Here is a 21,380-nt window from a genome sequence, read left to right as displayed (position 1 = left end):
TATTTTATTTAATACTTTATTCTTAAAATCTTCATAATTTTGACCAGTTTCAAACTCCTTTGGAAAATCATGGCAATCTTTTAAAATTAACTTTTTATTTTCAACATAATATTTTAAGTATATATCATTTGGATTAGGATTTTGGGGCATTAAATGATCCAATCCAATAGAAATTTTATCTTTATCCAGTAAATATAAATTTGCTTTATCATAAGAAACTCTATCTTTATCTAATGATTGATAAAGTGATAATAATACATTTGTAACATTTGATTTACTGTAAGCATCATATGTAGATATTTTTTTATGTAATAATTCATTATCTATATTTTCTTTATTTAATTTTAATGCTATTAAATTTTTAATTTTCTCTTTATCTATTGATTCATCTATTTCTTTTTCATATATGTTTCCCATTATATCCGAAAATAATTCTATAACATCTTTACTGTCTAATCCAACTATTGTTATAAATTTAAACATAAACACACTTATTTCTTTTACTATTTCTATCAAATCATTTTTTTCTATATATCCTTTGGCATATTCAGAAAATAATCTCATAAATAATGGTTTTGGATGATTATATGATAGATTTATACATGCTTTATGATAAAATTTAAAAACATTATTATTAATTAATTTATTAGATAAATTTATATCTGTTAACATTTTATAATATTTAACTTGTTTTAACATATCATCTAATAATTTTTCAAACACACAAGAATCATTTTCTATACCATAATCTTCTTTCAATTTATTTTTAATAATATCTTTAAATGATTTTATTTTTATGTTTTGTCTATAAAATTTAACAAAAGATTTTATATAAACATATAAATAATCTTCTAAATTATCTTCTGTTTCTTCTATTAATTGTCCCCATTTTTTTAAGTATATGTCATGTTTCTTAAAATCTATTACTGAAAATATATAACTTTTAATTAAATCAATTTCTTCTAACTTTTTACCTTTACTATTAATTGATTCAAAAATAGAAAATATTTTAGTCATTTTCATATCTATTTCAATAGCTAAAACTTTTATATATGCTAATAAGAAATCTGAAAATTTGTATAAATTTTGAATATCATTCCCCATTATTCTTTCTTTAATTATATTTCTTATAATTAAAAAATTATTCTTTATTCTTATTGTAAATATATTAGTCTTTTTAATATTTTCTATTGTATCCATAATATTATTTTTTTCTATAAAACATTCATTATATAAATTTTCAAAATATTCTTGCTCTAAATTACCTAAATTCATAGTTCTTAAATCTTTAATATTTTTTCTTTCTAATTTTTTCCACAATAAATTTCTTATATTTATATAAACTTCATCATCTGAATCTTTATCTATTAATGTATATAATGCTAATAATATTAAATTTAATGTTGTTATTCTTTGTTGTCCATCTATTATTTCATATTTAATAAATTCTCCATTTATTTTTTCCCTTTTATCTTTTATTAAAATATTACCAACATAATATGTTTGTTTATTATCTTCAATATAAGAATCTATTATATCATTTATTAATGTTTCTACCTCTTCTTTATCCCAAGAATATGGTCTTTGATATACAGGTATTTCAAACACTCTATTAAATAATTTTTCTACACTCCAAATACTTGGCATAAATGTTTTATCATCCATATTTATTTCTCCACATCTTCTACTTTCATTATAATTAATTTGATAATACTATACTTTATTAGTTATTTATACATTTTTTAAATTGCTTATTTCATAGTTTATATTTTTTATTTGTAAAAATCATTTAATTAAAAATCTCTTTAATTTATTAAAATTACTTATATTATGTGTAAAATTAATTGTTTTTTAAGAAACTATATCTATATTTTCTCTATATTTTGTGCCTACATGAATACTTAGTACAATAAATAAACTAAAACAATTTTTTTGCTTTTTCTCTTAATTTTTTCAAATGTATTATTATTGTATTTCAATCATAAATTTATTTTTATTTTTTAATAAAGTTACCCCAACTAATATATCAAAATTTTTATCATAAACTTCAATATCTCCTATTCCTTCTCTTACAGTAAAAGTACGGTTTCCTTCATTATCAATTGAATAATTTGGTCTTATATCCATATTTCCAAAATTTTGTACCAATGCTATACTTGTTAAAAATTCTAATCTTGTTAGTGTATATATATTTTTTAAATATTCATCTTTACTATTTCAATTTTTTATAATAATTTTAACTCATTATTAATTTTATATTTATTATATGTTTTTGCAAAATTTAACAATACTTTTGAAGAAGCTATACCAGTCCCTGAAAACATATTCAAAAATACCTTACCATTCATTTCTAATAACATATGTTTAAATATCCAATTTAATAATTGGGCTTTAATTTTTATATATCTTCTATGTTATAATCTTTCATTTTATTTACTCTATCTATTCTATTTATTTTCTCAATAAGAAAAACATTATAAAATTAATATTCTAATATTTAGCATTAAATTTACTTTTTATAATCTCATTATTTAATATAGATTTATTTATAGTCTTCATACTTGTATTTAAACCAATATTAGGTAATCTAGATAATGATTGAGTTATATCAAAAATTCTTTGTTGCTTTTTTGAAATATCAGTACTAATATTTAATATACTTCTAGGCAATATAAATGATTGTGTCATTTTTGATATTTTTTGTTGATGTTCTAAAATATCAATCTTCATTTTCTGTAATGGTAAATTTATAATTTTAGTTAATTTAGTTTGAAAATCAATTAAAGATTTCATTGTTTCACCCATTTTAATTGAAGTACTGATATCATTATACAATATTTCAATTATAATATCATCATCATAAATTTCTTTTTCTATAACTTCAATAACTTTTTCTAATTTTATATTTATATTCTCTATTTTTTCCAATGTTTTTTCATATTCCAATAATTTTATTTCTTTATTATGAAAAATTATATTTCGTACATCCTGTAAATAATTCATTTCTTCTTTCAAATTAAATTCTTTATTATCATTATCAAAAAATTTATCCCACAAAGTATATGGATTTGATTTTTCTTCTAAACTTTTCAATTCAAAACTTGACAATTCAGTTAGTTTTTTATTTTGAAATTTTAAAATCAAATTATCTTCAATTGATATTTTTCTTTCATCAAATAAATACAATTTATAATCTTCATAAGTCATTTTATCCAATCCGCTTTCAATCAATTTAGAAACATTTTCTTCTTTTCTTAATTGATTTTGCTTTTCTTTACTTATCGTTTCTTTTACCCAATCTGATCCATATGCTTTTAATAGTATAATATATATAATTTGCTTTAATTTCCGTTCAAACTTATTAAATTTAGCATCTAACAAATTACATAAATATTCAGAAACACCATCATAAGATATTGTAACATTAAAATTGCCTTTTTTATTTTTTTTTATTATTTCTTTTATTTTTTCTAATATTTTTACCATATACACAAAATCTTCTTCTGAATTTTCAAAATATATTTTTAAATATCTTGCATTTATTCCAACTTTTTCTAATGATAATTTATATTTTGGCATTTTATCCATTTCAAATGATTTTATTTCAAATATATTTTCAGGACATAAAATAAAGTGTTCAGACAAAAAGTTTTCAACACTTTCATTATTTTTATTTTTACTTGTAAATATAAATTGTATTTCCATACTCCTCCTCTAAATTATTTTATTAAATTCTGTGAATTTAATATTTTCAATATTATTAAAATACATTCCAATTATAGAAGCATATTTAGGATCATTATGTTTATTTTCTACATTTAGTAAACTAAATTATATATCTCAACTTTTTAAATTATGATCTATATATTAACAAATATTTCAACTAAAATTTAATATCTATAACCTATTCTAACATATTATACTCTTATATTCTAGCAAATTAAATAAACACATGAATAAACATAGATCTTTTTATTTATATTAGTTTGTATTCTTCATCAATTTCATATTTAACTTTCAAAATATTTTTTAGAGCATTTATATTTTTCTTTCCATTCTTCAAAACTAAATTTCATTATTCACCGCTTATATTAAATAATTATTAATTTTTTATTCCATAAAATTTTAACTATTTCAAACATTCTATACTTTTATTTTTGAATTATTCGGAATTTCCAAACAGTTGAATAAATCTACAATCATATATTTTTCATCATATTTTACTAAGAATTACTCCATATTTAGTAATTATTTAGAATTTAAAAAATAATATAACTTTTTCTGCTATTATAGTTTTTAAATATTTTTTAATTTACATCTGTCCCCTCAGATAATATATCCACATATTTTCTATATACATATTCCTTGTATCTTTTTTTATCTTTATCTACTAATTCAAATATTCCTAAATCTAATAATATATCTAATAATTTATTTATAGTTGGTTTACTAATATCAAATTCATTTTCTAAATCCTTAGAATTTAAAAATGGATGTTTTAATGAATAGTCATATATTTTTAATAAATTTAGAATATTCCCTTTTCCTATTGCATTAATTTTTTCAATATCCTGTTTTTTTAGTTCTAATATATCTCGTATAGATTTCAATGAATCTTTACACACCTCTATTATTCCTGTTATGAAAAATTTAATAAACTCTTCATATTTACCTTCAAATCTAACTTTCATAAGTAAATCGTAATATTCACTTCTATTCTTTTTAAAATAATAACTTAAATATAATACAGGATAATTTATTAATCCTACTTCTTTTAAAAACAATATTATAAGTAATCTTCCTATTCTTCCATTGCCATCAAGAAATGGGTGGATAGTTTCAAATTGATAATGTATTAATGCTATTTTTATAATATTGGGTATATTAGATTCATTATTTATATACTCCTCAAGTTCATACAAAGCTTTTGTCATATATTCTACTGCTGGTGGTATATATGTTGCTGTATTTAAATTACATCCTGTATAACCTATCCAATTTTGACTATTTCTAAATTCTCCTAATTCTTTTTCACTACCACGAATATTATATAATAATACTTTATGTACTTCTTTTATTAATCTCATACATAAAGGTAATTCTTTTAATTTTTCAAATGCAAATTTTGTTGCCTTTATATAATTAACTATTTCTTCTGTTTCTTTTATATTATTTTTATTATTTTCTAATCTTTCTTTTTGCAACACATCTATTAAAGATGCTTGTGTTCCTTCTATTTGGGAACTAAGTGTAGACTCTTTTTGAACATACATTAAAACAAATAAATCTATATCTGGTAATGTAATAGTTATACCATCTAATCTACCTAATAACAAATATGCTTTATTTAATAATAAATTCATTTTATTATCTATTTCTATATTTATATTAGATAATTTATTAGGTATATATGTTGTGTATCCTGTATTCATGTATTTTAAATTACCTGCTCTATTATTTTTCAATTTCATAAGACCCTCACTTTCTAAATTAATTTTATTTTACTTAAATTCATTATACAATTTTTAAGTAAAAAAAAATAGTATTTTTTTTATTTATTTTAAAAAGGAATATAATCTATAAAATTACATTCCTTAAAATAATCAATTTATTCACATTTTTTTAATTATTATTTTTATATTTTTTATTATATTATTCTATTAACTTTAACATTTTAGAAAGACTAGAAAAAGTTGTATTTATTACTGATATCGTAAAATTTATCCATTTCAAAGCATACTCTATAATTTTTTTATCATATTTTTTAATTCCCCTTTATAATATTTATTTAATTTATTCTTTGATTTTATTTGGTATCATTACTACTTCAACTTTAATATCATTATTTAAATATATATTATTTATTTTAAACAATTTACTGCACTTCTTTCTATTTCTAAACAATTTTTATATACTATCATAAATTTTTCAAAAGATTCAACTAATTCTTTAGGAGCTTTTATAACTGTTTCTTTATTATTTAACACGAATACTTTATTATCTAAAAAATTCTCTAATTTTTCTCTTTTAGATTTATTAACAAGATATGAAGCCAATAAAGCAATTCCCCACGCTCCTCCTTCTCCAGCTATTTCTCCAACAGAAACATATGAATTTATGGCAGCAGACATAAACATTTGCCCAACAAGTTTAGTTTTAAATAATCCACCATGTGCATATAATTTTTCTATTTTTACATTTTCTTCTTTTAAAAGTATATCTAAACCTATTTTAATAGATCCTAGTGTAGTAAACAAATTTGCTCTCATAAAATTTGCAATATTAAATAAAGCATCTGGTTTTCTAACTAATAATGGTCTTCCTTCACTAAACCCTGTCATATGTTCTCCAGAAATATATCCATAACTCATTATCCCATCTTCTATCTCTTTACAGCTTAAAGCTTTTGTATATAATAATTCATATAATTTTGTTTTACTTACCTTATTCCCAGTTAATTCTATAACTTCCATAAACAAATTAATCCAAGAATCTAAATTTGTTGTACAATTATTAGAATGTGCCATAGCAACTAATTTACCAGTAGGAGTAGTAACTAAGTCTATTTGTTCATAAATTTTAGATAATTCTTTTTCTAATACTACCATAGCAAATATGGATGTCCCTGCTGATACATTCCCTGTTTTTTCTTTGATAGTATTAGTCGCAATCATTCCTGTTCCTGCATCACCTTCAGGTGCTGCCATAGGTATACCTGAACATAAGTCCGATTCTTTATCTAGTAATTTAACACCTTCTTTTGTTAATATCCCTGCATTTTCTCCAGCAATTAAAACTTTAGGCATTATTTTATATATATCATTATTTATTTTATGTTTTCTAGATAATTCATTAAACTGTTTAATCATAACTTTATTATAATCTTTTGTTTTTAAGTCTATTGGAAATATACCAGATGCATCTCCTATACCTAAAACTTTTTCTCCTGTTAACAAATAATGAACATACCCTGATAAAGTTGTTAAAAAACAAACATCTTTAACATATTTTTCATTATTTAACATACATTGATAATAATGTGCTATACTCCATCTTTGAGGAATGGGATAATTAAATAAATTACTTAGCTTAATACTTGCTTCTTTTGAAATATTATTTCTCCAAGTTTTAAAAGGAGCTATTGGTTTATTATTTTTATCAAGAACTATATAACCATGCATCATTCCACTAATACCTAGTGCTTTCAGATTTGTTATTGTAACTTTATATTTTTTTAATACATTTCTTTTTAAATCCATGTAACAATTTGATAAGGCTTTTTCAACATATTTCAAATCATAAGTCCATATACCATCAATTAGTTGATTTTGCCAATTAAATTCACCAGATGCAATAGGCATATTATTATCATCTATAAGTATTGCTTTAATTCTTGTTGAACCTAATTCTATCCCTAAAATGGCTTTACCATTTTTTATATATGTTTTTATATTTTCGTCCACTTTTACTCTCTTTCTTAACATCGTATTCTTTTTTAATACTAAAACAACTGATTTCATTTCAATATATCAGTAAAATTTTAATGAAATCAGTTTTTAATTTATTTTAATTTCCAAATTTATCCCATACACTATTAAGGTTTTCAATTACGGATTTATATATATTATATTTTTTTTCATATATTTCCTTATATTCTAATCTAGGATAAATTGTTTTTGTTATTTTAACTGTTCTCTTTATTGCACTTTCATAATCTTCATATACTCCAATAGCTATTCCAGCAGATATAGCAGCCCCTTGTGCTCCCATTTCTTTATTTTCTATAACATCTATTGGTATTTGTAAAGAATCTGCAAACATTTGAACCCAAACATCTGAATTTGCAGCACCACCAGATAATTTAATTGATTTTGGTTTTTCTCTATTTTTTAATAATCTTTTAATATGTGTAATATGCGAAAAAACTATGCCTTCATAAACAGCTCTTAACATATGTTTTTTTTCATGATATGAAGTTAAACCTATAAATGTTGCCTTAGCTAATGGATTAACATTAGACCCATTTAAAAATGGCAAGAAAATTACATTAGTATCTTGCGGTTCTATTGATTCAACCATTTCATTTGTTAATTCATATATATTCTCAACATTTTCTTTTTCATAATTCATAATTTTTTCAATAAACCATTGCATATTCCCAGCTGAAGTTGGACTACTTTCCTCAATAAGATAATAATCTGGTATACAAAAGAATGAATTTAATTGTATGGTCCCATTTAAAATTGGTTTTTTAGAAATATATTCATTTATACTCCAAGTACCTGCAATCATACACATTTCTTTTTCATTAATTAACCCAGATGCAATTCCACAAGCATTGACATCAAACATACCAGCAGATACAGGTGTCCCTTCAGGAAGTAAAGTTTTTTCACTCACTTCTTTAATAACATACCCACATACATCTATTGAATGTTTTAAAGGGGGTAATTTATCATAACAATCTTCTAAATCAAATAATGACATTAATTCTATATCATAATTCTTTGTTCTTAAATTTATCAAATTAGATCCTGAAAAATCACTATATTCACCATTTGCAACACCAGTAATTTTATAACGAATGTAATCTTTTACTGAAAATATATATTTAACATTTTTTAATAATTCTTTTTTATTTTTTTTTATCCAAGATAATAAACTAACAGGTTGTGTAACCAATATTTCTTGATAAGTTTTTTCATATACTTTAATATTCACACCATTTTCATACCATTTTTTCACTTCTTCCCATGCTCTTGTATCTGTTGATGCAATTGCATTATACGCAGGGTTTCCATTATAATCTACCATATATAAACCTTTTCCATGTCCAGAAAAAGATACTCCTTTAATTTGATTTGGATCTATATTACTTTTTTCTATAGTTTTCCTTATAACTTGTGCTGTGATTTCCCATAATTCATCCATATTTCTTTCTACGTACCCAATTTTAGGAGTAATAGTTGTAGTAGGAGCACTATGCATAGATATTTGATTCCCATTTTCATCAAACAATGCTGCCTTTGAAAATGTCCCTCCATTATCTATTCCTAATAAATATTTCATCTAGCATCACCCCTATTTTTTTATTTTTCATATACTGAAGATGGTCCCATTATTATAATTTTACCTTCTTTAACTGAAATTTTACCAAATCCCTCAGCTTCCATACCATCTTTTAATTCTTTACCTTCTAACAAAGCTTTAGCAACACTTATTGTCAAATATCCTAAATCTTTTGGATTCCATAATACACCAGCATCTAATGAACCATCACTTAAAAAATCTTGAGCATCTTCTTTAACTGCATTTCCTACTACTGCAATTTTATCTTGTAATCCTTTTTCTCTTATAGCTTGAGCAACTCCTAATGGAGCTACAGTTGAATATCCTGCAATTCCTTTAATATTAGGATAAGCTTTAATTAAATCCAAAGTTTTTGAATAAGCCTCTTGTTGTTTTTCATCAGTAGGTATTTTATCTGTTACCAAATTTAATTTTGGATAATGTTCTTTGCTATAATCCAATCCAAATTGTATCCACTTATTTAAGTTTTCTGCTGATAATCCACCAGTTACTATTGCATAATCCCCTTCATCTGTTCCCATATATTCTACTAATTTTTGTATAATTTTTTCTCCTATTTCTTTATCATCAATTTGACGAACAGAAGCATCAACTATTGCAATATCTGTTGGAGTATCCCAGTCTAATACAACTATACCAGCAGCTTTTGCTTTTTGTAATACAGGTATAACCGCTGCTGGATCATTTGGAGCAACTGCAATAGCATCTACTCCTCTATTGATCAAATCTTCAATCATTTTAACTTGTTCTGCAGCATCTGCTTTTGTAGGACCTGTATATATTACTTCTACCCCTAAATCTTTTCCTGCTTTTTCAGCTCCTTCACTTGTTTGATTAAAATAAGGAATTCCTACTAATTTAGGCATAATAGCAATAGTTAATTTCTTATTTTCTTTTTTAGCAGTCTGAATCTCTTCTTTTTTACCACATGCAACAAATGCACCTAATAATAAAATTGTTGATACGAAACGTGTAACAAATTTACTAATTTTTTTCATATTTCTCTCCTTCTTGTGTTTCCACATATTAATTTTTTTATTCATTTTTATATTTTTTTATAAAATATTTAACTATTAACACTAATATTAAAAGTCCACCTATTACAATATCAACTATATTTCTATTAATACCTATTATATTTAATCCTGTTGATACAACTTGTATAATCAATACCGATATTACTGTTCCAAGAACTGTTCCATGACCTCCTGTAATACTTGTTCCACCTAATACAACTACTGTAATTGCTTGCATTAAGTATGATGAACCATAATCAGTTTTAGCCGAATTATATCTAGACATCATTATAATTCCTGCAATTCCACTCATAATTGCAGAATATAAGTATATTTTAAATATTTCCCATTTTACATTTATTCCTGAAAATTCTGATGCAACACTATTACTTCCTAACATATGAACTTTAATTCCAAATGCTGAACGTTCTAATAAAAAATAACTAAAAATACACACTATTATATATATCATCATAGGTATAGGTATCCCTAGAAATATTTTATTTCCTATTGCTATAAATTCCAATGGAAAGCCTGAAACTGCTCCCCCTTTTGTAATATTTAGACCAATCCCTTCAAATAAAGTCATTGTTCCCAATGTTGCTAACATTGCTGTAACTCCCACATAAGCTACAAAAAATCCATTTATTATTCCTGCGACAAGTGATACTAACATTATTATTATAACTGTTATTAAAATAGAAATTATTGGATTAGCTTTTGCAAAATCACTTCTTAAAAATAAGGCTCCTATTATACTTGAAAATGTAGCGGTTGCCGCTATAGATAAATTGATTCCTCCGGTCAAAATTATAGCCATCATAGCTAATGCTAATAGACCTAATTCTGGTATTTGAAAAGCCATAGAAGTCAAGTTATTTATTGTTAAAAATTTTTCTGGGTTAAATAATCCAACTCCAAAAAATGTTATTAAAAATATAATAAAAAGCATACCTTCGGATTTTAATAATAATTTTTTAAATTTATTTTTTATCATAACCTACTCCTAATCCTCAATATCAACTTTAATAAGTTTTAATTTTTGTTTTTTGTAATTCAAAATATCAATAGAAATGGCAATTAAAATAATTACTCCCATTGCTATTTTTTGCCAAAATGTAGGAACTTTTGCCAATATTAAACCATTATTAATAATTGCCATTAATATTGTTCCTAAAAGTGTCCCAGTTACTGTTCCTACTCCACCTAAAATGCTGGCTCCCCCAATTACAGCAATAGAAATAACTAGCATATCTGTTCCTATATAAGTATTAGGATTTACACCTTGTACTATAGAAGTATTTATTATTCCTGCAAATCCTACAAGCATACCATTAAAAACATATACTAATGTTCTTATTAGTTTTACATTATATCCTACTCTCATTGCAGAAATTTCATTACCTCCAATTGCATAAAACCCTCTACCTATAACTGTATAATTTATTAATAAAAACACTAATAAAAATACTATTAAATATAGAAATGTTTGTATTGGTAATTTTAAATTCCCGATTTTAAATATAGAAAGTACTCCAAAATTTTTAAACCATTGCGGTAACCCTGTTATCATATTACCCTCTGTTTCATATAAAATTAGTCCCATTAATATACTATTTGTTCCTAAAGTTACTACTATTGGTGGTATTTCAAATCTTGTAATAATTAAACCATTAATTAATCCTACAAAACCTCCTACAAGTACACATATTAATATTATCAACCCTAAACTAAATGTTGTATTTCTTAATAAAATTCCCGTTATAACTGATGTTAATGTTATAATTCCAGTTATAGAAAGATCAATACCTCCCGATATTAAAACTATTAACATCCCTAATGCCATTATACCTAAAACAGAATTTCCTTTCATTAAATCAACAAAATTTTCTATTTTTAAAAATGTAGGATTTATTAACGCTATAATTGTAGAAAGAATTATTACTATTAATATAAGTAAAGTTTCTTTTTGTTTTAATAATCTATTAATCATTTTCCCTCCTTAATTATTAGCTACTGCTTTATCCATTATCATTTCTTGTGTTAAACCATTATTAATAAATTCTCCACTTATTTTCCCTCTTCTCATCACAAGGATTCTATCACTAATAGACATAACTTCCGGCAATTCTGATGATATAACAATTACAGATTTCCCACTTTCTGCTAATTCTCTTAAAATTTTGTGAATTTCAACTTTAGCTCCTATATCAACACCATTTGTTGGTTCATCAACAATAACTATTTCAGCATTTGTCCCTAACCATTTAGAAATTACAACTTTTTGTTGATTTCCTCCTGAAAGTTGTTTCGCTAACAAAGTTTTATTATTTGGTCTTACATCAAGTTTATCCATTAATTTTTGAATTTTTTCACCTTGATTTTTTTTATTTACAACACCATATTTATTCACATATTTTTTTAATACTGGCAATGAGATATTGTCTTCTAATGAATAATCTAATATTAATCCTTGGGTTTGCCTATTTTCTGGAACATATGCTATCTTATGAGATATTGCATCCCATGTATGTTTTATATCAACTAATTTCCCATTTATATAAATTTCTCCTTCATCTGCATTTGTTATTCCAAAAATACTTTGAATCATTTCTGAACGTCCCGCTCCTACAAGACCAGTTATTCCTAAAACTTCTCCTTTATATAACTTAAAGTTTACATCCTTATAATTTCCTCTTTTCGTTAAATTTTTAACTTCTAAAACTATCTCTGATTTTTCTTTTATATTTGCATAATTAATAATTTCAACATTACGTCCTACCATTTTATTAATTAAACCTTTTCTATTAATATTCCCTTTATTAATTGTATCTATGTATTGCCCATCCCTAAATACTGTAAATCTATCGCTTAATCTAAATAATTCATCCATTTTATGCGACACAAACATTACTGCTATATTTTTTTTGACCAGCCTATCTATTATTGTATATAAGTTATCTATTTCAGATCTTGATAACGCTGATGTTGGCTCATCCATTATAATCATTTTTGAATTTTGAGCAACAGCTCCTGCAATTGCAACCATTTGTTGCTTTGCAATAGATAAATTTTCGACTTTTTCTCTTGGATTAATGTCAGATTTTATTATATTTAATGCATCCTGTGATTTTTTTATTATTCTATTCCAATTAACTAATTTAGATTTTCTCTCTATTAATTGATTAATCATAATATTTTCAGCTACTGTTAAATTAGAAAACAAACTAAAATCTTGATATATTACTGATATACCCATTCTAATAGAATCTATAACACTATTTATAGAAACTTTTTTCCCCTCAATAAATATTTCTGAACCTTTATCAGGTTGATATACACCTGTTATTATTTTTATTAATGTAGATTTACCTGCACCATTTTCACCTACTAATGAATGTACCTCTCCTGGATATATATCAAATCTAACATTATCAAGTGCTTTTACTCCTGGAAATGTTTTTGAAATATTTTTTAACTCTAAGAAAAATCGCTTCATAATGTCCTCCTTTTTTACAATACTTAACATAATTGTATATATGGATTTTCACTTGATAATGTAAAAAATAATTTTATTTTACTTTTTTATCAAATATTATATTTTTATTAATTTTCTACAACTTTTTATTATTGTATTGTCCTAACTTTCAACATTTTTGTATCTTTAATATCATATTCTAAAATTAGAAAGTAAATATTTAAAATACTCTCTGAAATTTTATACATTATTTTTTTGTCCATATTGTGAATGATATCTTCTATAACCTTCTTCAATAATTTTTTTATCTAATTTATTTATTGATCCTCTTAATTTAGCAAAATGAACAACTTCCGCTGTTTCTTCTAGCAAAACTGCTGATTTTAATGCACTTTCAACTGAATTACCAATAGTAAATACTCCATGATTTTTTATTAAAATTGCTGAATTATCTCCTATTTTATCAATTATTTCCTTACCTATTTCTTCTTCTCCTATAAGAGCAAAACCTGAACATTTTATAGTTTTTCCAAACTGAGCCGCTGATGTTGTAGTAAATATTTCCAAATCTTCTCCTCTAACTGCAAATGAAGTAGCATAAGGTGAATGTGTATGTATAATTCCTGCAATATCTTTTCTATGTCTATATACATATAAATGTGAAGCTGTATCAACAGAAGGTTTTAAATCTCCTTCTATTATATTCCCCTCTAGGTCTACTATCACCATATTTTCTGGACTCAAATCTTTATATTTAACCCCACTTGGTTTTATAACAACATATCTAGTTTTTTCATCTATTGCACTTGCATTTCCACTAGTCCATCTAACTAAATTATTATATAAAAGTTCCATATTAGCTTCATAAACTCTTTTTCTTAATTCCATTAATAACATATTTCCCCCTACATTTATACTATAATGCTTCTAATTGATCACTAGGTATAGATTTAATCGTTTGAATTCTTACTTCTTTTATTTCATTATCACTTATATTCAAATTCACATTCATTATTTCTTCTATTTTATTTATTAATGCTCTAGCATCTATTTCATATTTCTTTTTTAAATAATTAAATGAAGATCCAAATCCGTATCTGTCTTTTATCCCTATTCTATATAATTTTTTTGAACATCCATTTTGAGCCATAACTTCTGATACACAAGTCCCTAATCCACCAATAATATTATGATTTTCCATTGTTATTATTCCATATTTAGCTTTATTTATAGAATTTAATATCTCGCTATCATTAAAAGGTTTTAAAGTAGATACATGAACATGTCTTACAGAAATTCCTTTACTTTCTATTATTTCTATTGCTCTCATAGCTTCTTCTGTTGAAGATCCACTAGAAAATAATGTTATATCTTCTCCATCATTTATTACTCTAACCTTATCAACTTTAAAAGGTTCTGATTTATCAAATAATCTAGGTATTTCTCCTCTCAGCATTCTTATATAAACTGGTCCATTTATTGTTTCAGTAGCATCTAATACTGATTCAACTTCAGTAGCATCTCCGACTTCTAAAATTGTTAAGTTAGGTAAACCTCTTAATGTTGCTATATCTTCTATAGCTTGATGAGTAACTCCACCTGGAGTCATTAATCCTGGTAAAAACCCGAAAATTCTGACTTTTAAATTAGGATAACATACACTCATTGCAAGTTGATCATATGGTCTACGATATAAAAATACTGCAAATGTATGTAAAAATGGAATATATCCTTCCCTAGCCAAGCCTCCTGCAAAACTTAACATATTTTGTTCACCCAAACCCATAGATATAAATCTATCTGGATAAGTTTTTTTAAACAAATCTATTTCTGTTGATCCAGTTAAATCTCCTGATAAAACTAAAACTTCTGGTCTATTTTTCGCCCATTTTATCAAATTATTATTATGTACTTGATTTAATATTTCCATACTATTCCCTTCCAAAATTCATATTTTTATATACTTCTACATATTTAGGCATTTCTTTTTCAGTAAATCTAACATAATGTAATTTAGGCTTTTTTTCTTTTAATAAAGGTAAACCTTCACATGGATTTGTATAACAAAGTACAACTAATGATTTTCCTTTTTCTTCTTTTTTACTAGCTTCACATAAATCTTTAATATTATGCCCATCAACAATCAATACTTTTGCTCCAAATGCTTCAAATCTTTTATTTATTGGTTCTATATTCATAACATCCTTTGTTGCTCCGTCAACTTGTTGTCCATTAACATCAACATAAACTACTAAATTATCTATTTTATGAAATGCTATAGCTTGCATTGCTTCCCAAGTTTGTCCTTCTTGTAATTCACCATCTGATAAAAACACATAAACTTTTCCTTTTTCTTTTTTTAATTTTCTAGCATATGCAATTCCAGCAGCTTGTGATATACATTGCCCAAAAGAACCAGTTGTTAATCCAAAACCTGGAGAATGTTCTGCTCCAATCATTTCTACTGTGCTTCCATCTGTATTAAATTGTTTTAATGCTTCTTTTGACATTCTATTTGAAGATACTAACGATGCATAAACTGTAGCTGCATAATGTGATGGAGATATAAATAATCTATCATAATCAGAGCCTATTTCTCCATTATATATTTCACCAGTATGGTAAGTTTCAAAATCACCAGGTAATCCTTTTATAGGATCTGGTATCATTTTACCTTTACTTTCTGTTATATTCATTATATTATTATATAGCGATGCAAAAATATCTGCTGAAGAAAGTGCTTGTGATAAATAACAGCCATTTTTTTCAATGGTTAATCCTAAAACTAACTGTCTAGTATAATTTGCTATTCTTTTTATTTCATCATAATTTTTTTTCATAATTAACCTCATTCAAAATTTTTATCAATTTCCACTTTAAAATTCTTTATTGCTTTTTTAGGGTCATCAGCTTTAACTATACTTCTACCCAATATAAATGCCCCTATATTATAATCTTTAAATAGTTTAATTTCATTTATAGAAATTCCACCTGTTATCATAATTTCAAATTCTTTTTTTGTTAAATATTCAAGTAACTCTAATATTGAAATAGTTGAATTTTCATCAGCACTTACTACCTCTGACATTCTATGCAAAATTAATTTATTTATTCCTATTTCTTTCCAAAGTTTTATTTTTCTCTCATCTATCTTATCATTAATTTCAATTTGAACTTCTTTTTTTCTTTCATCACATACTTTTTTTACCGCAAATAATGTTTCATCTGTTGCATCACTAATTAAAGTAATAATGTCTGCACAATTATCAAATGCAAGTTCAGATAAAACTTTACCTGCTTTCATTATTCTTATATCAGCTAATATTTTTGTGTTTGGAAATCTATTTTTAAGTGTTTTTATACTTTGCATTCCTTCTGATAAACACAGTAGAGTTCCTGATTCTATTATATCAACATCATCAATTATAGATTCACAAATATTTAAAACTTTGTCTAACTCTCTAACATCTAATGCTAATTGTATTTTAGGTTTCATTAATCCTCCTATTTTTCTATTAAAGAATACATTCTCGCGGGATTATGTATCATAAAATTATCAATATTTTCTTTTGTTAAACCTTCTTCTAATAATCTTAATAAAAATTTTTGTTTTATAAATTGCCACCCTGGACCATATCCATAAACTGTATGATGTGATCTTCTTCCCATATCATTACAAATCATTAATTGTTTTTCATAACCATCAGCAACAACTTTTTTAATTAATTCTACTCTCATTGAATCAGGGTAATATTTAGCTTTTCCTGGACCATCATATATCAACGAAACACCTTTTTCTAACATTTTTTTATGGTACCAATAATCAGGATTTCTATCAACATGTGATATAATTGCTCTTGTCAAATCAAATCCTTCATCTTCTAGTATTTCTATTATTTCTAATCCCATTGTTCCAACACCAGTATGAAAATGTAAACAAACACCTGTTTTAGTTGCAGCTCTTGCACCTGCTCTTATAACTTTTTCTTCTGCTTCTGTTATATGATTGTATGCTGTTCCTGCCTTTATCCAACCTGCTTTATATGTTGTTCCATCCATTCCAACTTCTATATCTCTTACAAACCCTGCTGCAACTTCATCTATTGTTTTATCTTTAACATCTTCCTTCATTGTTCCATGTTCTTCACATATATAACCTGTACACGCTATAATGTGAACTCCTGTTTCTTTTGATACTACAACCATTCCTGGGACATTTCTACCCCATGATTCAGGTGTTGCTTCAACTATTGTTCCACCCCCAATTTCCTTATATTCTTTACACATTTGAATTGCCTTTTCTAAATCATTTAACAAATGATCTTCTTCTACTTTTGTTCCATGCCCTTTTGGTGATGTTAAAATATGTTCATGTGGCATCGTATAACCCATCTCTTTTGCGTCAATATCTCCTAATATTGTTCTAATTTTAGCCATAATAATTTCCCCCTAAATTTTATTTCGTCATGTATTAATTTAATTTTAACACCATTAAATATTAATTCAACACATTTGATTTTTTTTTGAACGTTTGTTCATATTTTTTTGATTAAATCTCTATAAAATAAGAACTTTTACTTTTTAATACCTTTATTTATTTTTAAATTTTATTTTTTCTAATTATAATTCTATTCATTTTTATTAGCTAACAAAAGAGTTAATATATTTTTTTTGAACATTTGTTCATAAATTTTTTAATTAATATTTACCTTTTTATTTAACATGATAAAATATAGTAATAAAATAGGTCATGTATATATAATCAAACTTTCACTGTAAATTACAGTTTGGTATTAAATTAAAATTTTGGGAGGTATATTTTGGATTACATTTTAAATTTATTTTTAAAACAAATTTTTGGTCAACCATTTATATTAATGGGAATAATTGTTTTAATAGGATACTTAGCAACAGGAGAAAAACTAAGTAAATCTTTAGTAGGAGCATTTAAAGCATCTATTGGTATTCTTATTTTAGGTATTGGGGCTGGAGGACTTATAAGTCGTTTCAATACTATTATCAATGTAACAAAAATTGCTACTAAATTACAGGGAGCAGGACTTAATACATATCCTACAATGATTAATGGGTATAATAAAATGGATGCTATTTTAGGTAGTGGTACTGGAGCCACTTGGGGAATATATACCTTATTATTAACTTTTTTATTAAATATTATATTTGTTATATTTAGAAAATATACAAAAATAAAATCTATATTTTTAACAGGAAATGTTATGTTAGTTCAAGCAGGTATCAGCACATATATAGTGTGGAGATTTTTAGGTTTAAATATGATACCTACTATTATAATAGCTTCTATTATAACAGCTATATATCAAGGCGTTGGTTCAACTTTATTAATAAAACCAACAAATGAAGTAACTGGTGCAGACTTTACAGTAGCACATCAACAAATGTTTATAAGTTATCTGGCTTCTAAATTTTCACATTTATTTGGAAATCCTGAAAAAGATAATATTGAAAATAAAAAATTACCAGAATCTTTAAATGTTTTCCAAGATAATGTTATAGCTACATTAATAATAATGTTTATATCTGTAGGTACATTATTTATAATCATGGGTAATGATGGTATTCAAGCATTACGTGAAGCATTAAATCAAAAAACTTTAACTAACACATTTACTTTCTTAACATGGATTTCTGTAATATTAACCGCTGATATTTATATATTATTAGCAGGAGTTAGAATGTTTGTTGGGGAAATAATGGTATCATTTAAAGGTATTTCTGATAAAATTTTACCTGGGGCTGTTGCAGGAGTAGATTGTGCTGCTATATTTGCATTTTCACCTAAAGCTGTTTTGCTTGGATTCTTATTTGGTACAATTGGACAAATTTTAGGGTTAGGATTTTTAATTATATTTAGTTTCCCAATATTTATAATACCTGGATTTATCCCTTTATTCTTTGATAATGCTACTATAGCAATTTTTGCAAATAAATATGGTGGATATAAAGCTGCTATAGTTTTTTGTTTAATAACTGGGGTATTGCAAATTGTTGGTTCTGCGTTTATAATAGAAGTGATGGATATGCAATGGTGGCAAGGAAGTGCAGATTATGTTTCTATATGGTGGTTAATAATAAATATCTTTAAATTTATTGGATCATTTTTAGGTTTACCTATAGCAGGTTAACATTATTTAAAAAGGAGAAAAATATGATTAGAATTTTATGTATATGTGGTAACGGAATGGGAACAAGTACATTATTAAAAATTAATTTAAAAAAAATAGCTAGTAATCATAATGTCGATGTTGAAGTTAATTCTTGTGCAGCAGGAGAGGCTATGGGTTATATCAATAACTGCGATTTAATAATAACTACTCCTGAATGGGCAAAAATAATCCCACAATCATGTTCTGCAAAAATTACTACAACTAAAAATTTAATAAATATAAAAGAATTAGACAATACCTTTGTTAATTCAATAAATAAATATTTTGGGGATAAGTATTCTCTATGAATTTGAAAGACTATGACTTACTTATAAAAATATCCAAAATGTACTATGAAGATAAAAAAACACAGGAAGAAATTTCAAAAGAAGTATTCATTTCTAGACCACAAATATCTAGAGCTTTAAAAAAAGCATTAGATCTTGGAATAATAGAAATAAAAATTAAAAGTCCTTTAGAAAGAGATATTAATTTAGAACAAACATTAAATAAAAAATTTAAATCAATACATATTAGAATTGCACAAACTTATTATGATAATTTTGAAGAAGCAAATATTAAAACTTTTCAATTAGCAGCAAATTATATAAAAAATATCGCTAAAAATAATATGCTTATAGGAGTTACATGGGGAAAAACACTAAGAGGTGTTGTTGATGAACTATATGTAAAAAAAAATCTTACAAATATTCAAATAATTCAATTAGCAGGAAACATTAATATAAATAACCCATTGTACTTCGGTTCTGAAATAACAAAAGATTTTGCTTATAAATTTAAGGCACAATATGTCCACACTACTGTACCATTATATGTAGAAAATAATTCTATAAAAAATTCTATTGTCGATAATAATTTATTACAAAAAACTCTTGAATTAGGTGAAAAATGTAATCTTGCCATACTTGGTGTTGGAAATTTATTATCATGGAGTAATGTGCTTGATAAAAAAAGTTATAATGAGTTATTAAAGAAGAAAGCAGTGGGTCATATATTAGGATATTTCTTTAATAAAAACGGTTGTATAATAAAATCAAAATTACATGATAATATTATTGCGGTTGATAGAAACTTATTATTCAATAAGAAAGTAAATAGAGTTGCTATTGCTACAGGGGTAGACAAAGCAGAAGCAATATTAGGATTATTAAATTCAAATATGATTTCAACTTTAATAACAGATTACCATACTGCAAAAAAAATAATAGAACTTGATACTGAATTTTCTAAATAATGAGAGTGCGGTAAAAAGTCTGTAACTTCTCAAAAATCAAAAATAAGGGTTGAATAAATCCTCTTATGGTATATAATATAAAATATATCAAGGAGGATTTTTCTTATGGTTAAAAGAAAAAAAGAGGTACATAAAATAGTACCTACTGAGGGGAAAAAAGAAGTAGTCCGTGCACTACTTGATAATTATGATATTTCTAGTGTTAGAGATATCGAAGATGCTCTTAAAGACTTGTTAGGAAATACACTAAAAGAGATGATGGAAGCCGAAATGGATGACCATATTGGTTTAGAAAAAAATAGACAAGATGAAAGTAGAGATAATTACCGTAATGGAAATAAATCTAAAAAAGTAAG

20 protein-coding genes are annotated in these 21,380 nt (G+C 24.9%); 4 read left to right on the top strand and 16 right to left on the bottom strand.

Annotation, left to right across the window (positions count from 1 at the left end; all coding sequences use genetic code 11):
* From AWT72_RS03985 to AWT72_RS03920, 16 genes are all read right to left on the bottom strand, one after another.
* Positions 1-1,665, bottom strand: a 1,665-nt coding sequence (locus tag AWT72_RS03985) for a DUF262 domain-containing protein (RefSeq protein WP_067141167.1), incomplete at its 3' end; no start/stop codon positions are given.
* 300 nt (positions 1,666-1,965) lie between these two features.
* Complete coding sequence (locus AWT72_RS09455) at positions 1,966-2,127, bottom strand: hypothetical protein (RefSeq protein ID WP_156413075.1); 162 nt, start codon at positions 2,125-2,127, stop codon at positions 1,966-1,968.
* Between the two features lie 98 nt (positions 2,128-2,225).
* Positions 2,226-2,360: a hypothetical protein gene (locus AWT72_RS10065; protein WP_306765422.1), complete on the bottom strand. Its 135-nt coding sequence runs from the start codon at positions 2,358-2,360 to the stop codon at positions 2,226-2,228.
* A gap of 130 nt (positions 2,361-2,490) precedes the next feature.
* A complete protein-coding gene (locus AWT72_RS03980; protein WP_067141163.1) occupies positions 2,491-3,705 on the bottom strand; it encodes a hypothetical protein in 1,215 nt (404 codons plus the stop codon).
* A gap of 602 nt (positions 3,706-4,307) precedes the next feature.
* Positions 4,308-5,471, bottom strand: a complete 1,164-nt coding sequence (locus AWT72_RS03975; RefSeq protein ID WP_067141160.1) for a Fic family protein — start codon at positions 5,469-5,471, stop codon at positions 4,308-4,310.
* 390 nt (positions 5,472-5,861) lie between these two features.
* Complete coding sequence (locus AWT72_RS03970) at positions 5,862-7,463, bottom strand: xylulokinase (protein ID WP_197407605.1); 1,602 nt, start codon at positions 7,461-7,463, stop codon at positions 5,862-5,864.
* Between the two features lie 103 nt (positions 7,464-7,566).
* Positions 7,567-9,069: an FGGY-family carbohydrate kinase gene (locus AWT72_RS03965; RefSeq protein WP_067141154.1), complete on the bottom strand. Its 1,503-nt coding sequence runs from the start codon at positions 9,067-9,069 to the stop codon at positions 7,567-7,569.
* Positions 9,070-9,089: 20 nt separating this feature from the next.
* Entirely contained in the window at positions 9,090-10,088 is a 999-nt protein-coding gene (locus AWT72_RS03960; RefSeq protein ID WP_067141151.1) for an autoinducer 2 ABC transporter substrate-binding protein, read from the bottom strand.
* Positions 10,089-10,125: 37 nt separating this feature from the next.
* Entirely contained in the window at positions 10,126-11,103 is a 978-nt protein-coding gene (locus tag AWT72_RS03955; protein ID WP_067141148.1) for an ABC transporter permease, read from the bottom strand.
* Positions 11,104-11,112: 9 nt separating this feature from the next.
* Positions 11,113-12,099 (bottom strand): ABC transporter permease, encoded by a 987-nt coding sequence (locus AWT72_RS03950; RefSeq protein ID WP_067141145.1) that lies wholly within the window; start codon positions 12,097-12,099, stop codon positions 11,113-11,115.
* 9 nt (positions 12,100-12,108) lie between these two features.
* Positions 12,109-13,605, bottom strand: a complete 1,497-nt coding sequence (locus tag AWT72_RS03945; protein ID WP_067141142.1) for a sugar ABC transporter ATP-binding protein — start codon at positions 13,603-13,605, stop codon at positions 12,109-12,111.
* 219 nt (positions 13,606-13,824) lie between these two features.
* A complete protein-coding gene (locus tag AWT72_RS03940; protein ID WP_067141139.1) occupies positions 13,825-14,481 on the bottom strand; it encodes an L-ribulose-5-phosphate 4-epimerase in 657 nt (218 codons plus the stop codon).
* A gap of 19 nt (positions 14,482-14,500) precedes the next feature.
* The gene (locus AWT72_RS03935; protein WP_067141137.1) at positions 14,501-15,514 is read right to left on the bottom strand and encodes a transketolase family protein; all 1,014 of its coding nucleotides are present in this window, start codon (positions 15,512-15,514) and stop codon (positions 14,501-14,503) included.
* Between the two features lies 1 nt (position 15,515).
* Positions 15,516-16,424 (bottom strand): transketolase, encoded by a 909-nt coding sequence (locus AWT72_RS03930; RefSeq protein ID WP_067141134.1) that lies wholly within the window; start codon positions 16,422-16,424, stop codon positions 15,516-15,518.
* Between the two features lie 8 nt (positions 16,425-16,432).
* Positions 16,433-17,080, bottom strand: a complete 648-nt coding sequence (locus AWT72_RS03925; protein WP_067141131.1) for an orotidine 5'-phosphate decarboxylase / HUMPS family protein — start codon at positions 17,078-17,080, stop codon at positions 16,433-16,435.
* Between the two features lie 8 nt (positions 17,081-17,088).
* Positions 17,089-18,021, bottom strand: coding sequence for a phosphotriesterase family protein (locus tag AWT72_RS03920; protein ID WP_067141128.1), 933 nt, complete (start codon positions 18,019-18,021; stop codon positions 17,089-17,091).
* Between the two features lie 383 nt (positions 18,022-18,404).
* On the opposite strand from AWT72_RS03920, the gene AWT72_RS03915 reads away from it, so the two are divergent.
* The 4 genes from AWT72_RS03915 to AWT72_RS03900 form a co-directional block, all read left to right on the top strand.
* Positions 18,405-19,748, top strand: coding sequence for a PTS transporter subunit IIC (locus tag AWT72_RS03915; RefSeq protein WP_067141125.1), 1,344 nt, complete (start codon positions 18,405-18,407; stop codon positions 19,746-19,748).
* 23 nt (positions 19,749-19,771) lie between these two features.
* Positions 19,772-20,077 (top strand): PTS sugar transporter subunit IIB, encoded by a 306-nt coding sequence (locus AWT72_RS03910; protein WP_067141122.1) that lies wholly within the window; start codon positions 19,772-19,774, stop codon positions 20,075-20,077.
* Positions 20,074-21,024, top strand: a complete 951-nt coding sequence (locus AWT72_RS03905) for a sugar-binding transcriptional regulator (protein ID WP_067141118.1) — start codon at positions 20,074-20,076, stop codon at positions 21,022-21,024. Before AWT72_RS03910 ends, AWT72_RS03905 begins: the two co-directional genes overlap by 4 nt.
* Positions 21,025-21,129: 105 nt before the next feature.
* Positions 21,130-21,380, top strand: a 251-nt coding sequence (locus tag AWT72_RS03900; RefSeq protein ID WP_082680531.1) for a transposase, incomplete at its 3' end; no start/stop codon positions are given.

Source organism: Oceanivirga salmonicida (assembly GCF_001517915.1).
Taxonomy (GTDB): domain Bacteria; phylum Fusobacteriota; class Fusobacteriia; order Fusobacteriales; family Leptotrichiaceae; genus Oceanivirga; species Oceanivirga salmonicida.
The sequence above is the reverse complement of the archived record's forward strand: the minus strand, read 5'-3'. Positions and strand labels throughout refer to the sequence as shown.